General features: G+C 42.4%; 10 protein-coding genes and 7 pseudogenes. All 17 read left to right on the plus strand.

The genetic code is table 11. From position 1 onward, the window contains the following. Nucleotides 1-58 precede the first annotated feature (58 nt). The 17 genes and pseudogenes from rpsA (at nt 59) to JCM19033_RS06095 (ending at nt 14792) form a co-directional block, all read left to right on the plus strand. Nucleotides 59-1212: pseudogene (rpsA, locus tag JCM19033_RS06015) on the plus strand (30S ribosomal protein S1). A 15-nt stretch (nt 1213-1227) separates the two neighbouring features. Beyond that, entirely contained in the window at nt 1228-2277 is a 1050-nt protein-coding gene (gene fni, locus JCM19033_RS06020; protein ID WP_054635644.1) for a type 2 isopentenyl-diphosphate Delta-isomerase, read from the plus strand. 195 nt (nt 2278-2472) lie between these two features. Further along, entirely contained in the window at nt 2473-3084 is a 612-nt protein-coding gene (locus JCM19033_RS06025) for a hypothetical protein (RefSeq protein ID WP_054635645.1), read from the plus strand. A gap of 186 nt (nt 3085-3270) precedes the next feature. Then, nucleotides 3271-4583 (plus strand): annotated as a pseudogene (der, locus tag JCM19033_RS06030) (ribosome biogenesis GTPase Der). A 36-nt stretch (nt 4584-4619) separates the two neighbouring features. Next, nucleotides 4620-5263: pseudogene (gene plsY, locus JCM19033_RS06035) on the plus strand (glycerol-3-phosphate 1-O-acyltransferase PlsY). A 102-nt stretch (nt 5264-5365) separates the two neighbouring features. After that, nucleotides 5366-6396 (plus strand): annotated as a pseudogene (locus tag JCM19033_RS06040) (NAD(P)H-dependent glycerol-3-phosphate dehydrogenase). Between the two features lie 60 nt (nt 6397-6456). Then, nucleotides 6457-6714, plus strand: a complete 258-nt coding sequence (locus tag JCM19033_RS06045; RefSeq protein WP_054635646.1) for a stage VI sporulation protein F — start codon at nt 6457-6459, stop codon at nt 6712-6714. A gap of 256 nt (nt 6715-6970) precedes the next feature. Next, nucleotides 6971-7183 carry a DUF2768 domain-containing protein gene (locus JCM19033_RS06050; protein WP_054635647.1) on the plus strand — a complete coding sequence of 71 codons (213 nt, stop codon included), beginning with the start codon at nt 6971-6973 and terminating at the stop codon, nt 7181-7183. A 57-nt stretch (nt 7184-7240) separates the two neighbouring features. Next, a complete protein-coding gene (locus JCM19033_RS06055; protein ID WP_269757993.1) occupies nt 7241-7921 on the plus strand; it encodes a hypothetical protein in 681 nt (226 codons plus the stop codon). Between the two features lie 311 nt (nt 7922-8232). Continuing rightward, nucleotides 8233-9713 (plus strand): annotated as a pseudogene (gene spoIVA, locus JCM19033_RS06060) (stage IV sporulation protein A). 157 nt (nt 9714-9870) lie between these two features. After that, the gene (folE, locus tag JCM19033_RS06065) at nt 9871-10437 is read left to right on the plus strand and encodes a GTP cyclohydrolase I FolE (protein ID WP_054635648.1); all 567 of its coding nucleotides are present in this window, start codon (nt 9871-9873) and stop codon (nt 10435-10437) included. A 32-nt stretch (nt 10438-10469) separates the two neighbouring features. Further along, nucleotides 10470-10687 (plus strand): annotated as a pseudogene (gene mtrB / locus JCM19033_RS06070) (trp RNA-binding attenuation protein MtrB). Between the two features lie 218 nt (nt 10688-10905). Further along, a complete protein-coding gene (locus JCM19033_RS06075; RefSeq protein WP_054635649.1) occupies nt 10906-11721 on the plus strand; it encodes a heptaprenyl diphosphate synthase component 1 in 816 nt (271 codons plus the stop codon). A 2-nt stretch (nt 11722-11723) separates the two neighbouring features. Continuing rightward, a complete protein-coding gene (locus JCM19033_RS06080) occupies nt 11724-12458 on the plus strand; it encodes a demethylmenaquinone methyltransferase (RefSeq protein WP_054635650.1) in 735 nt (244 codons plus the stop codon). A gap of 9 nt (nt 12459-12467) precedes the next feature. Continuing rightward, nucleotides 12468-13327, plus strand: a pseudogene (locus tag JCM19033_RS06085) (UbiA-like polyprenyltransferase). Continuing rightward, the gene (locus tag JCM19033_RS06090; RefSeq protein ID WP_054635651.1) at nt 13324-13932 is read left to right on the plus strand and encodes a UbiX family flavin prenyltransferase; all 609 of its coding nucleotides are present in this window, start codon (nt 13324-13326) and stop codon (nt 13930-13932) included. The pseudogene JCM19033_RS06085 and the gene JCM19033_RS06090 overlap by 4 nt, the downstream one beginning before the upstream one ends. Then, entirely contained in the window at nt 13914-14792 is an 879-nt protein-coding gene (locus JCM19033_RS06095) for a menaquinone biosynthetic enzyme MqnA/MqnD family protein (RefSeq protein WP_054635652.1), read from the plus strand. Before JCM19033_RS06090 ends, JCM19033_RS06095 begins: the two co-directional genes overlap by 19 nt. Nucleotides 14793-14800 lie beyond the last annotated feature (8 nt).

Raw genomic sequence — 14800 nt, forward strand, 5'->3', positions numbered from 1 at the left:
GTTTATATATTTTAATTTAGTTCTATTCCCTAAAGGGCAGTGAAGGAGGCTTTTGTCAATGGTTGAAGAAATGAACAATGAAGGAAACGGTATGGCTGAATTTTCAGTAGGCAGTACTGTAACAGGAAAAGTAACGAAAGTAGAGGAAAAGCAGGCTTTCGTAGATGTAGGTTATAAAGTAGATGGAATTGTGCCAATCAGTGAACTTTCCAGCCTGCATGTAGAAAAAGTAAGTGACATCCTTAATGAAGGTGACGAAGTAGAACTGAAAGTTACCAAAATGGAGGATGATGAGCTTGTCTTATCACGTCGCGGGGCGCAAGCCGACAAGGCGTGGGACGAATTACAGGGGAAATTTGAGTCAGGTGAGATTATCGAAGCTGAGGTTGCTGAAGTAGTAAAGGGCGGATTAGTGGTAGATTTAGGAGTCCGTGGCTTCATTCCAGCTTCTTTGGTTGAACGTCATTTTGTTGAAGATTTCTCTGATTACAAAGGGAAAACACTTCGCCTCAAGGTAGTTGAAATCGATCCGAGTGAAAACAAGCTTATCCTATCACAGCGTGCTGTGTTAGATGATGAAGCAGCCAGTAAAAACAGCAGGTGTTAGAAGACCTGAAAATTGGCGACACTGTAGAAGGAACGGTTCAACGTCTGACAGACTTTGGTGCTTTTGTGGACATTGGCGGAGTTGACGGTCTAGTTCACATTTCACAAATGGCCCACCACCGGGTGGAATCCCCAGGAGAGATTGTGAAAGAAGGGGACAAAATTAACGTAAAAGTCCTTGCTGTTGATGCGGAAAGCGAACGAGTTTCTCTTTCCATCAAAGAAACTCTTCCTGGGCCTTGGACAACGATTGAAGGCCAAATTGAGCCTGGAGATGTAATTGAAGGCCAGGTTAAACGCCTTGTTTCCTTCGGTGCATTTGTAGAAGTAGCACCTGGCGTGGAAGGTCTTGTTCACATTTCCCAGATTGCCAACCGTCATATTGGAACACCTGGTGAAGTCCTTGAAGAAGGCCAGTCAGTAAAAGCAAAAGTCCTTGATATTAACCCGTCAGAACAGCGGATTTCTTTAAGCATACGAGAGCTTGAAGAGAAAGCCACTCCAGAGAAAAAGGTTCAGCAGGAATATGAAGCTCCTGAAGAAGATCATTCCGGTTTTTCTCTTGGAGATATGATTGGAGATCAGTTAAAAAAATATAAAAAATAAGGAGGCATAGAGAAGGTGACAAGAGCGAAACGTAAAGCAGACCACATCACGCACGCCTTATCCACTGGTTTTTCCGGTGGTAACGGTTTACATGACGTCCGTTTCGTTCATAATAGTTTACCCGAAACCTCCCTTATGGAAGTAGATATTTCTACAGCAATCGGCGAACTTACATTAAGTTCGCCGATTATTATTAACGCCATGACTGGGGGCGGAGGAAAGGAAACGGAAACGATAAACCGCAAGCTGGCACAAGCTGCCGCTGCTACAAATGCAGCTATGGCAGTAGGGTCACAAATGGCAGCTTTAAAAGACAAGGCGGTGGAGAATACATATACGGTTGTAAGAAAGGAAAACCCAAATGGGTGTATTTTCGCTAATCTTGGAAGCGAGGCGACGGTAGATCAGGCAAAGGCTGCCGTAGATATGCTGGAAGCAGATGCCCTGCAGATCCACTTAAATGTGATTCAGGAGCTCGTAATGCCAGAAGGGGACAGAGATTTTAAAGGAACCGTAGCTCGTATTTCTTCTATTTCTGAAAGGATAGGAGTACCTGTAATTGTTAAAGAAGTGGGATTTGGGATAGCAAAGGAAGCGGCCAAAGAACTTGCGGATGCAGGGGTTTCCATTATAGATGCAGGCGGCCAGGGAGGAACTAATTTTTCGACCATTGAAAACAAACGAAGAGAGATCCCGCTGGATTTCTTTGACAGCTGGGGGATTTCAACGGCAGCATCTATTGCAGAGATTGCTCAGTGCAAAGAAAAAGTGAGCATTATTGGTTCAGGGGGCATAAAGGATGGAGCAGATATTGCCAAAGTCATCGCACTCGGAGCTTCAGCAGCAGGCCTTGCCGGCAGTATGCTGAAAGTACTGAAAGAATCAGGTACCGATGGGGTCATATCATATATCGAGACTGCTGAGAGTCAATTACAAGCGGTTATGACTGCGTTAGGAACTCCTGACATTGACAGCCTGCAAAAAGCTCCTCTTGTGATCAGTGGGGAAACCGCTCACTGGCTAAGTGAAAGAGGCATTGCTACGGAAATCTACAGCCGCAGGTAGAGAAGGGGAAAAACCTTTCTCACTAAGAGGTTCTTGCTTTCCTGATTGTTAAAAGTAAGAGAAGAGGCGCCCTCAAAATCTTCATTTTTGAGAATACCTCTTCTTTTTTACTGGTTTTTGTCCAGGTCTCTTGTATATAAGCGAGGTTAGGATCGTAGCTTTCTGTCTATACTGGGCAATAAAAAGGAGTTTAGAATGGTTGGACTCTGGTTTTATTTGATAGGCTGGTTCTTGTGGATATGTCTTACATTTTTTCATAAAGAAACAAATGAACGATTATGGTGGTCTTCTGTTACCCTCCTTGGTATTATAGCTTCTTCGTTTCATGTTCAATGGGGGGACATAAATATAAATCTAGCATTTATTTTGTTGTTTACAGCAGGCTTTCTTTATGCCGGCAGGTGTAAAGGTTTTTCACTTTTCAGGGTGGCTGGAAACAGTTTGGCCTTACTTTTTTTATACGCAGCCCTTCGATTTATCGAATGGTATGATCCTGTTTTTTTCCTTTGGCATCTGACATTTGTACCCGCGGGTATTATGGCATTTTCTATTATACTACTGCTCCAAAGGCAAAAGGAAAGGGTTGCCGCAACCTTTCTTATATTTTTTCCGGGAGAGGTGGTAGCATCTATGGTCTTATCTTCTTTAACGGAAGGAATGTTTATTGCGCCTCCTATTTTTTTTGATAAATGGGCAGCGGCTGTTTTTATTATTTATTTATGGGGCTGCTTAGAAGAAGGACTCTACCAGGTGTCCAAGAGGCAGTCTTTTCCTTCAAAGAACTTGTCGAAGAGAATATCACTCTGATAGAATAAGAAAGCTGATGTTCCCTTCTTCCAGAGAAAAGAAGGGTTTTCTTCTGTGGAGAATACAGGTATAGTGTATGCAGATGTTGCATGGAAGAAACTGAGAAGCTGACACAAAGCTCTTCTGAAAGCGGATAAACAGCAACAAGAATATGGAATAAGAAGTGGAAAGAAAGGTTGGGAAAACATGGCCAAGCCGGTAGTAGCCATTGTAGGACGCCCTAATGTTGGGAAGTCGACTATTTTTAATCGTGTAGTAGGTGAAAGAATTGCCATCGTAGAAGACGTTCCTGGAGTAACAAGGGATCGTATCTACAGTAAAGCTGAATGGCTTAATAAGGAATTTAATTTAATTGATACAGGCGGTATTGAGATTGGGGACGAGCCGTTGTTAACTCAAATGAGAGAGCAGGCTCAAATCGCAATCGATGAAGCTGATGTTATCGTTTTTATGGTAAATGGCAGAGAAGGAGTTACAGGAGCTGATGAAGAAGTAGCCAATCTCCTTTTCCGTACGAAAAACCTGTCATTATCGGTGTAAATAAGATTGATAATCCTGACATGATGGATAAAATTTATGAATTTTATTCTCTTGGCATCGGAGAGCCTATAGCTATTTCAGGCTCACATGGCCTAGGTCTTGGTGACCTGCTCGATGAGGTGGTTAATCAATTTCCTGAGGAAGAAGAAGACGAGTATGAGGAAGATACAATCAGAGTGTCTGTCATTGGACGTCCCAACGTAGGTAAATCCTCTCTTGTAAACGCCGTATTGGGAGAAGAGCGTGTTATTGTCAGCAATATTGCTGGTACAACAAGAGATGCCGTCGATACACCGTTTGAAAAAGACGACCAAAAATATGTACTCATTGATACAGCAGGGATGAGAAAACGAGGAAAAGTATATGAAAGCACAGAAAAGTATAGTGTGCTCCGAGCTTTAAGAGCTATCGAACGTTCTGATGTGGTTTTAATAGTGATCGATGGGGAACAGGGGATCATTGAACAAGACAAAAAAATTGCAGGCTATGCCCACGAAGCAGGGCGGGCAGTCATTATGGTCGTAAATAAATGGGACGCCGTAGAAAAAGATGACAAAACAATGGCTTTGTTTACTGAAAATATACGAGAGCAATTCTTATTTCTTTCCTATGCCCCAATCCTCTTTTTGTCAGCAAAGACGAAGCAGCGCCTTCAGCACTTGCTTCCTTTAGTTAACAATGTAGCGGACAATCATAACCAGCGAATTCCAACTCACGTATTAAATGATGTGATTATGGATGCTGTGGCAATGAACCCAACACCAACAGATCATGGAAAAAGGCTAAGAATCAATTATGTCACACAAGTAACGGTAGCGCCTCCTACGTTTGTTCTTTTTGTGAATGATCCTGAACTTCTGCATTTTTCGTATAAGAGGTTTTTAGAAAACCGGCTGAGAGAGGCATTTCACTTTGAAGGAACGCCGTTGCGAATTATTGCGAGGAAAAAGAATGAATAACTGAAGATAAAGTGTTCCTAGGGGGAGGAAAATAGTATGGAAACGATTGTATCAGTCCTTTTGGCATACCTTATCGGCTCCATCAGCTTTAGCTACGTCATAGCAAAAAGAATTAAAAAAATTGATATCCGCCAGCATGGAAGCGGGAATGCCGGTGCTACCAATACACTTAGGGTACTTGGTACAGGCCCTGCGGTCCTGGTGCTGGCGTTAGATATTTTTAAAGGGGTTGCTGCTGTAGTTATTGCTCGTTACCTGGAGCTGCCGAGGTGCTGCCAGCTTTCACCGTGATTGGAGAGATGGAGGGAGTGGCTCCTGCCCTTGCAGGCCTGGCTGCTATCCTTGGTCATAATTGGCCGATTTATTACGGCTTTAAAGGAGGAAAAGGAGTAGCCACCACTATAGGGGTTGTAGCCAGCCTTGTTTTCTTTCCTGCTGTATATGTCGGTGTGATCGCTATATTGTCTATTATTATTACACGTTACGTTTCACTGGGTTCTCTTATTTTTGCTGCCCTGACTCCCCTTGCTGTCTTTTTGACGCTGGAGCATTATGATCATCCTATGCCTTATTTTTATTTCACAATAGTTGTTGGTCTTCTTTCTATTTGGCGTCATCGTACTAATTTAGAACGGCTTGCAAAGGGCACCGAAAGTAAAATTGGCGCAAAAACAAAATAGTAATGATACATATAGGGTATAGAGGTGTGAGGGAAAGGAGTGAGGGATGTGAAAGAAAAAGTAGCAGTGATTGGAGCAGGGAGCTGGGGAACAGCCCTTGCTATGGTCCTTGCTGATAATGGACATGACGTCAGGCTTTGGGCCCGGCGCAAAGAGCAGGTAGAGGAAATGAATAAGGAACATACCAATACGAGGTATCTTCCCGGACGGGTGCTTCCTGAAAATATTAAAGGGTATCATGATTTGAAGGAAGCAGTATCTGGGGTATCCTTTGTACTGCTTGTCGTCCCGACAAAAGCAATCAGGGAAACTCTTCAGCATATGAAGCCCTATCTTAATTCCGAACCTGTGCTTATCCATGCAAGTAAAGGAATTGAGCCAGACACTTTAAAAAGAATTTCCGAAATGATTGAAGATGAAGTAGAGGATAACCTGATCGCCTCTACCGTCGTGTTGTCAGGACCAAGTCATGCGGAAGAAGTATGTGAGAGGCAGCCTACAAGCGTTACGGTTTCATCTTTGGACGCACAAAGCGCTAAACAGGCTCAGGACCTCTTTATGAACAAGCATTTTCGTGTCTATACGAACCTTGACCTGATCGGGGTAGAGTTGGGGGGAGCCTTGAAAAACATTATTGCATTAGGTGTCGGTTTAACTGACGGCCTGGAATATGGGGATAATGCCAAGGCAGCTTTAATGACACGAGGCCTGGCTGAAATTGCACGGCTTGGTATTAAACTGGGAGCAAATCCGATGACTTTCGCCGGACTGTCAGGGCTCGGTGACTTAATTGTTACCTGTACAAGCACCCACAGCCGAAACTGGCGGCTGGTAATATGCTTGGAAAAGGCATGGATCTAAACCAGGTACTTAAAGAAATGGGAATGGTTGTCGAAGGAGTGCGAACGACTCAAGCTGCTTATCAGCTTGCTGAGAGAGAAAATGTAGAGATGCCAATTACAGAAGCACTATATGACGTTTTATTTAATGACCGCCTTCCTGAAGAAGCCGTTGAAAGGCTGATGGGCCGTGTGAAAAAACATGAAGTCGAAAACCTTTCTTTTCTTCTGGGACCGGATTTTCAAGATGGTTATTCAGAAAAAACTTCTCCTCCGAGAAGCGAAGACATCTAGCACAGTTTCCTCCCTTTTGCATAAGATACCTTGAGCAAGAAACGAAAGGGAGGCATAAATGTGAGTGGTAAGGATGGCTTTTTTGATAATATAGAACGAAAAACAAATGTTAAACAGGAAGATTTATTTAAGTTGGCCCAGTCAGTGGAAGGGGCTAACTTTCAAGATGAATCAACGGTTCGAAGGCTGATTCATGATGTTGCTCGTTTGGCAGGAGTAAAGGTCTCCAAACAAAAGGAAGATGAACTTGTTAAAGCTATTGTAAACAATAACATCCCTATGGACTTTGCCTCTATAAGTCAGCTATTTAGAAAATAACCCTTTCTGGAAAATATATATTTTAAAAAAATGGGCCGGTGTGAAGGAACAAATAAATGCTAAGCATATACTAAAATGAATCGGAAACTATGGAGCAGACTGCTTATAGAAAGAATTTAGTCGCAAAGAGCTGGAGAGGCCCCGTTCTCCAGTTCTTTTTTTGAAGACGAATAGAAATACATAAAATTGTCATGAAAATCCTGGCGTGCAGACAAGCCTGTGTTATAATATGTACGGTGAAAAAGGAGGGTGAGCTATGAGCGCTTTAGATAATATGTGGTTTTCTTTTGTAGGATTATTTTTAATGTTTGTATCCGTAGCTTTTGCATTATTAGCAAGAGAAAAGCTATCAGGTATTTTTCGATTTATCGTATTATCTTTTTCCTTTGTTTGTTTAATGATTGCTGGATTGATTGTATTTCTTGTTGTTTTTCGCGGCCCACTGGCTGAAGCGGCTACTTTGCTGTAAGTCAGGCCTCTCTAGACCTGGGAGTATAGTGCAATTGACGTAAAGAGGTGTAGCACCATGAGAAAAGGAAAGCTTATAAGTATTTTGATTTTAGTATCTTTGATTTTGAACGGCTGCATGTATCCACAGGAAAAGCGTGCTGAAAACCAAGTGCCTTACGACAACCAAATCCAGTCTGTCCAGACTGCAGTAGATCAATATCAGCAGGACCACGGTGTGCTGCCTATTCAGACACGAGATGGAAACATACAAGAATATCAAAGATATGTGATAGACTTTAGAAGGTTAATGCCTCGTTATATTCAAGAACCTCCAGGTAATTCTTTTGAAAATGGAGGTACTTTTCAATACGTACTGATGAATGTCGAGGAAGATCCAGAAGTGAAAGTGCTTCAGCTTTCACTTATGCGTGAAATCCAGGAATTCCAGCGTTTTGTCAATCAGTATATTAATAAGAACGGTTTTGCGCCAGTAGATGAGACAGTCGCTCCAGGGTTGTTCACGATCGATTTGGACCGGTTAAATTACCATAGAGATGCAAGAGTGCAAAGTCCTTATTTCGACACTTATCTCCCTCTTTTAATGGATAGAAGCGGCCAGATCTATATAGATTATTCAATTGATTTGAATATGGCTCTACGTGAATTTGACCACAGTTATGAGGAAGGAGAAGACATCAGGCAGCTTTTGGCTGAAGAATTTCCTGTTGTTCCGGCATTCTCTGTCCTTATACGATAGAAGATGATGAACCAGTTTTCATGACAGAAGAGATATAACAGTTCTAAACCTCTTTCTCCCTTATATAATGGTTGAAAGAGGTTTTTTGTGCAACAACGGGTGTGCCGGGAGCAGGTTCTACTTACCAAGAGGAGACAGGCAAACCGTTGGCAGACATTTTCTCCTCTTCCGGCAGGAGCCAAGTAAGACAGCTTTCCTTATCTTCACTTTCATATTTTCAGTCATATCGTGTGGACAACATCATAGAATGTAACGTCTGCCATAATAATTTCGTTAAAAAGGAACTATTATCTTGAACGGGAGGGGATCTCGTGGAAAAAGTTGATATCTTTAAAGATATCGCCGAACGAACCGGCGGAGACATTTACCTAGGGGTGGTTGGGGCAGTTCGGACTGGGAAGTCCACATTCATCAAGAAATTTATGGAGTTAGTGGTACTTCCAAATATGGAAAGTGAGGCCGATAAGGCAAGGGCGCAGGATGAGCTTCCGCAAAGTGCGGCCGGCAAAACAATTATGACCACAGAACCGAAGTTTGTGCCTAATCAAGCTGTTTCCCTGGAAGTTGATGAAGGACTTAAGGTTAATATCCGTCTTGTGGATTGTGTTGGGTATGCTGTCCCTGGTGCGAAGGGCTATGAGGATGAAAATGGTCCTCGCATGATAAATACTCCTTGGTATGAGGAACCGATTCCCTTTCAAGAAGCCGCAGAAATAGGGACGAGAAAAGTAATTCAAGAGCATTCAACCCTTGGCGTTGTGGTGACTTCAGATGGCACAATTGGTGAAATCCCTCGAGCCGACTATCTGGAATCTGAAACAAGGGTCATAGAAGAACTAAAGGAAGTTGGAAAACCGTTTATCATGATTGTCAACACCGTCAGGCCCCAGCATCCTGAAACAGAAGATCTGCGGAGACAGTTAGCCGAGGAGCATGATATACCTGTCCTGGCTTTAAGCATTGAAAGTATGAGTGAGCATGACATTCATAATGTTCTCCGCGAAGTATTGTTTGAATTTCCGGTGCATGAAGTAAATGTAAACCTTCCGAGCTGGGTAATGGTGCTAAGAGAAGATCATTGGCTCAGAAATGAATATGAGGAATCTGTAAGAAACACAGTAAAAGATATTAAAAGGCTTCGGGATGTAGACAGGGTAGTAGACCAATTTGCCACTGAATTTGAGTTTATTGAAAACGCTAGTCTTGCAGGCATTGAAATGGGGCAGGGGGTAGCTGAAATTGATTTGTACGCGCCCGATGATTTATATGATCAAATATTAAAAGAAGTTGTAGGAGTAGAGATTAGAGGAAAAGACCACCTTCTTCAGCTTATGCAGGACTTTGCTTATGCAAAAAGTGAATATGATCAGGTAGCTGACGCTTTAAAGATGGTAAAGCAGACTGGATACGGAATAGCAGCGCCAGCGTTGACTGATATGAGTCTTGATGAGCCGGAGATTATCAGGCAGGGTGCAAGATTTGGCGTAAGGCTGAAAGCAGTGGCTCCTTCCATACACATGATTAAAGTTGATGTCGAGTCGGAATTTGCCCCGATTATTGGAACAGAAAAGCAGAGCGAAGAACTTGTCCGTTATCTGATGCAAGACTTTGAGGAAAATCCTTTATCTATCTGGAATTCCGATATATTTGGACGTTCCCTTAATTCCATTGTAAGAGAAGGAATCCAGCAAAGCTTTCATTGATGCCGGAAAATGCAAGGTACAAACTTAAAGAAACGTTAGAAAGGATTATCAATGAAGGGTCCGGCGGGCTCATTGCGATCATTTTATAGCTGAGAAATGCAGCGGCAGAAAAAAGTGGAAAGCCTCCTTCAGGAGGTTTTTTTGCTTTTGCATTACAAGGAGCAGGTAGCTGACTTTCTTTGCTTTTAAGAGGTCCCTGTGCTAAACTTTTTCAAGATAATACATTATTTTATGGAGGGCTAACGAGTGAGCACCTTTGATCAAGAGAAAATTGAACAAGCCGTTCGGATGATTTTGGAAGGCATAGGAGACGATCCGGACAGAGAAGGCGTAATAGATACTCCTAAGCGTGTAGCAAAAATGTATCAGGAAATCTTTTCCGGGATATCCGAAGATCCATCAGAGCACTTGCGCACTGTCTTTGGAGAAGACCATGAGGAACTTGTTCTTGTGAAGGATATCCCTTTTTATTCTATGTGTGAGCATCATTTAGTTCCTTTTTACGGGAAAGCTCATGTCGGGTACATACCAAAAGGCGGGAAAGTGACCGGGTTAAGCAAACTGGCAAGAACCGTAGAAACAGTTACAAAACGACCTCAGCTTCAAGAGCGGATAACATCAACCGTTGCAAACAGCATTGTCGAGATGCTGGAACCTCATGGAGTGATAGTCGTAGTGGAAGCAGAGCACATGTGTATGACGATGAGAGGTGTAAAGAAGCCAGGATCTATGACGATCACTTCTGCTGTAAGAGGAGTTTTTGAAAAAGATGAAGCTTCGCGAGCAGAAGTCCTTTCTTTAATAAACCGCTGAGTACGGAAACGTGAAGAGGAGGAACCAGTGCTATGGATGGGAAGGATGACTTTTTTGTCATAAAAGCAAAAGAAGACGGTGTGAACGTGATTGGCCTGACACGGGGAACGGATACGCGTTTCATCATTCTGAAAAACTGGACAAAGGCGAAGTAATGATCGCCCAATTTACTGAACATACTTCAGCTGTCAAAATTCGTGGCAAAGCAGTAATCCAAACGAGCCACGGCGAGATGGATACAGAATCTTAACTTATGTGCTTTCACCGCATCTGCTGTGAAAGCACTCTTTTTGCTCTTTTGAAAGGGTTTGCTTAGAATACTTATGGAAAAACAAGTTGTTTAAGGGTTTTTCTTTTTTATGCTATAATATAAAGACATGACTGCTTTTATTGTCACATTACATAGAATTTCTGTCGAAACGTAAGACAGTCATTTATGAACAGAATAGAGTATGGGGGACGTCACAAATGAACAGTCAACATATTCTGGCATCTAAGATTGCTGAGATCAAAGAAAGCTTTTACGAGCTTATTGATCACTCATATTTGGCCCGATATGTAAAGGATCCGACCGTAGACGAAGATAAGATCCTTTTCTTTTATACGATAACCGATCATTTACCACAGAAAAAACAAGAAGACCAAATTCTCGCTGCCCTTTTAGTGGAGGCGGCGTTTGAAGTGCATGAATCCATTTCATTACAGAATTTAGATTGTGATCAAAAGAAAAAGTCCAGGCAATTAACTGTGCTGGCAGGAGATTTCTTCAGCAGTCTTTATTACCATACTCTTACCAAAGGAAAACATTTTTCCGTGTTAAATGTGTTTACGGCCTCCATACAACAAATGAATGAACACAAAATGACTCTCCATCAATCAGAGGTCCTAAGTGAAGAGGCGCTGGTGGAAGGAATAACAGGAGCCGAAACCGGGTTAATCAGAAATATGGCTGAGTTTTATGGGAAGGAATGGATAGGTACCGTGGCTGAAATCTTCTTTGTTTATAAACGTATTTCTGAAGAAGTAAACAAAGACTCTTCTGTTGTGTTGTCTGCTGTGGCGAGCGCCATTAACCGTTATGTTACCGGGGGAGCGGAAAGCCAGCCGAAGAACTGGCCAAGTATCGAAACAAAACGCTGGGCAGCTGAGAAGAAAGAGCAATTTCAAGGTGAGCTTAAGTCTTTTCTTTCCAGTCATCCGCTTCCAGCTCCAATGGGGAACCGGATTCAGGAAGTAATTTCAAAAGGCAGCTATAATCAGGATAATGCAGTGGAAGAAGGGTAAAGATGGCAAAAACAAAAGAAGAAAGAGTGCATCAAGTATTTGAGTCAATACATGATAAATACGATATGATGAATTCTGTAATCAGTTTTCAGCGCCATAAAGCCTGGCGCAAGGATACCATGAAAAAAATGAAAGTTTTCGAAGGAGCAAAAGCTCTTGATATATGCTGCGGGACAGGAGACTGGACCTTGGCGTTAGCAAAAGAAGCAGGAGAGTCGGGGGAAGTCACTGGATTGGACTTCAGTGCGAATATGCTTCAGGTAGGTCAACAGAAAGTAGATGCTTCAAAGTATGGCAATATCACTCTGATGCAGGGAAATGCTATGAACCTTCCATTTGAAGATGATTCCTTTGACTTTGTTACCATTGGTTTTGGCCTTAGGAACGTGCCGGACTATGATACAGTACTACAGGAAATGCATAGGGTCCTGAAACCAGGTGGACAAGCGGCCTGTCTGGAAACCTCCCAGCCGGAAAAGGCGGGATTTAAACAGGTATACAACCTATACTTTAAGTATGTAATGCCGGCATTTGGCAAAGTCCTTGCCAAAAGCTATGATGAATATTCCTGGCTGCAGGAGTCTACAATGAACTTTCCAGATAAAAATAAACTTACAGGAATGTTTTTCCGTGCAGGCTTTGACCGCGTAGACGTTCAATCGTACTCCGGAGGAGTGGCTGCGACGCATTTTGCTGTTAAGAAAGGATCAGCTGTCCTAGAGGATGAATTGGGGTAAATTACTGTTATGCGAAAATTAAAGATAATACTTGAAATGATAAAATTTGAACACACTATTTTTGCTTTACCTTTTGCTTTTTTAGGAGCAGTACTTGGAAGCTTTGTTGTAGAAGGGACATGGCCGACATGGTGGGAGTGGCTTTGGATCACCCTTGCAATGGTAGGGGCAAGAAGCGCTGCATGAGTCTAAATAGAGTCATTGATGCCAAAATTGATAAGGACAATCCCCGGACAGCAGGGCGGGCCATACCAGCAGGGTTGATATCAAAGGTGGAGACCCTAGCCTTTATTCTCTTTTCCTTTGCTCTTTTGTTCGTTTCTGCCTTTCAGTTAAATATGCTGGCTGTTTATTTACTGCCATTGGCTGTTTTCTTTCTTGTTTTTTATTCGTACACGAAACGTTTTACCTGGCTCTGTCATGTATTTCTCGGTCTTACGATTGGAATAGCCCCGCTGGGCGGCTGGGTTGGTGCGACAGGAACCTTGCAGCTTGAAGCCTATCTGTTGTTTTTTGCTGTTGCTTTCTGGACAGCAGGATTTGATGTTATCTATGCGACGCAGGATGCTGACTATGACCGGGGAGCAGGTCTTCATTCGATTCCCAGCAGGTTTGGCATCCGAAAAGCATTAATGTTTGCAAAGGCCTTTCACATACTCAGCTTTTCCCTTCTATTATGGCTGTTTGCCGCCTCAACGTTAGGCTGGGTATTTTTAGTGGGGGTCCTTATTGCAGGCGCCATTATGGTTTACGAACATTCTCTGGTATCAGCAGACGATTTATCAAAAGTAAATGTGGCTTTTTTTACGATGAACGGAGTGATAAGCATAGTGATGCTTATTTTCACGATAGGAGATTTATTAATATGAACACCCCTCAAAAGATTTACACAGTAGCAATCACAGGTGCAAGCGGGGCTATTTATGGTGTGCGGTTAACAAAGGAGCTGCTTAAAAACCATTGTAAGGTACACCTTCTTATATCAGAAGCCGGCTGGCAGGTGTTTCGAGAAGAGCTGAGGCTCGATACATCAAATAGGAGTGCCTGCCTTGAACAATTATTTGGAGAAGGGAATCAGGAGCACCTGCACACACACAGTCTTCGTGATTTTACAGCTCCCATAGCCAGCGGTTCCTACAAAAACGACGGGATGATTATTATTCCTTGTTCCATGGGAACGTTATCCAAAATTGCTAATGGAAACTCAGGGAATCTTTTAGAAAGAACGGCAGATGTGATGTTAAAAGAAGGAAGACGATTGACGATTGTGCCACGAGAAACACCTTTGCATCAAATACATTTAGAAAACATGACTGCTCTCTCAAAAGCAGGAGCCCATATTATTCCGGCAATGCCAGGCTTTTATCACCTTCCTGCATCACTTGATGATCTTGTTAACTTTGTAGTAGGGAAAGTGCTTGATAATTTAGGAGTAGAACATACCTTATTTACACGATGGGGGGAACAGCAGTGAAGCTTGCAATCGGGGAAATTTCTTATACAAACATATTGCCCCTTTATTATTTTTTAAAGCGTGAGGAGTTAGAGGAAAAAGGGTGCTCCTTTGTTCCCCAGATTCCGGCGCAACTGAATAAATCTATGAAGGAAGGAAGCGTTCATGTAGGGGGGATTTCTTCCTTTGCCTACGGACAGAATCCTGAGCTCTATGACCTCCTTCCCGATCTTTCTGTTTCTGCTAAGGGAAATGTCGGTTCTATTTTCTTATTTTCCAAAAAGCCTATAACTGAGCTTTCACACAGTGACATTGCGTTAACGAACAGCAGCGCCACATCAGTCCATTTATTAAAAGTGATCCTTAAAGAGTTTTACAAACATGAAAATATTACGTACAATTTGATGGAGCCAAATGGAGCTGAGATGCTCAGAGACCATGACGCATGTCTTCTTATTGGTGATGATGCCATCTTTAAGAGCTGGGAAAAGTCTTCAGGGCTGTATGTTTATGATATCGGGGGACTCTGGTATGAAAATACAGGACTTCCTATGACATTTGCAGTGATTGCTGTAAGAAAAGATATTGCAAGAAAAGAAAATCAACTGCTTGAAGAACTCTATAAGGACCTCCAAAGAAGTAAACAGCTGTCCATTCAGACCAATTTCCAGACCATGATTCAAGAAATTATTCATAAGCATGGCGGACGAAAAGAGTTTTGGGATCATTATTTCAGTAGATTAGTTTATGATTTTACAGAAAAGGAAAAAGAAGGCCTACTCTATTACTATCATTTAGTGTACAAACACAGATTTATTGAACAGCCTGTAAAACAGCTGTCCATGTGGAAGAAAGGTTTAGAGAGCCAAACCATTATTTGAAGGTGAAC

Source organism: Thalassobacillus sp. C254 (assembly GCF_001310615.1).

Excerpts from the sequence above, each read along its gene's own strand:
- JCM19033_RS06025 (WP_054635645.1), top strand. The coding sequence starts at position 2,473 with ATGGTTGGACTCTGGTTTTATTTGATAGGCTGGTTCTTGTGGATATGT.
- JCM19033_RS06050 (WP_054635647.1), top strand. The coding sequence starts at position 6,971 with ATGAGCGCTTTAGATAATATGTGGTTTTCTTTTGTAGGATTATTTTTA.
- JCM19033_RS06055 (WP_269757993.1), top strand. The coding sequence starts at position 7,241 with ATGAGAAAAGGAAAGCTTATAAGTATTTTGATTTTAGTATCTTTGATT.
- JCM19033_RS06075 (WP_054635649.1), top strand. The coding sequence starts at position 10,906 with ATGAACAGTCAACATATTCTGGCATCTAAGATTGCTGAGATCAAAGAA.
- JCM19033_RS06080 (WP_054635650.1), top strand. The coding sequence starts at position 11,724 with ATGGCAAAAACAAAAGAAGAAAGAGTGCATCAAGTATTTGAGTCAATA.
- JCM19033_RS06090 (WP_054635651.1), top strand. The coding sequence starts at position 13,324 with ATGAACACCCCTCAAAAGATTTACACAGTAGCAATCACAGGTGCAAGC.
- JCM19033_RS06095 (WP_054635652.1), top strand. The coding sequence starts at position 13,914 with ATGGGGGGAACAGCAGTGAAGCTTGCAATCGGGGAAATTTCTTATACA.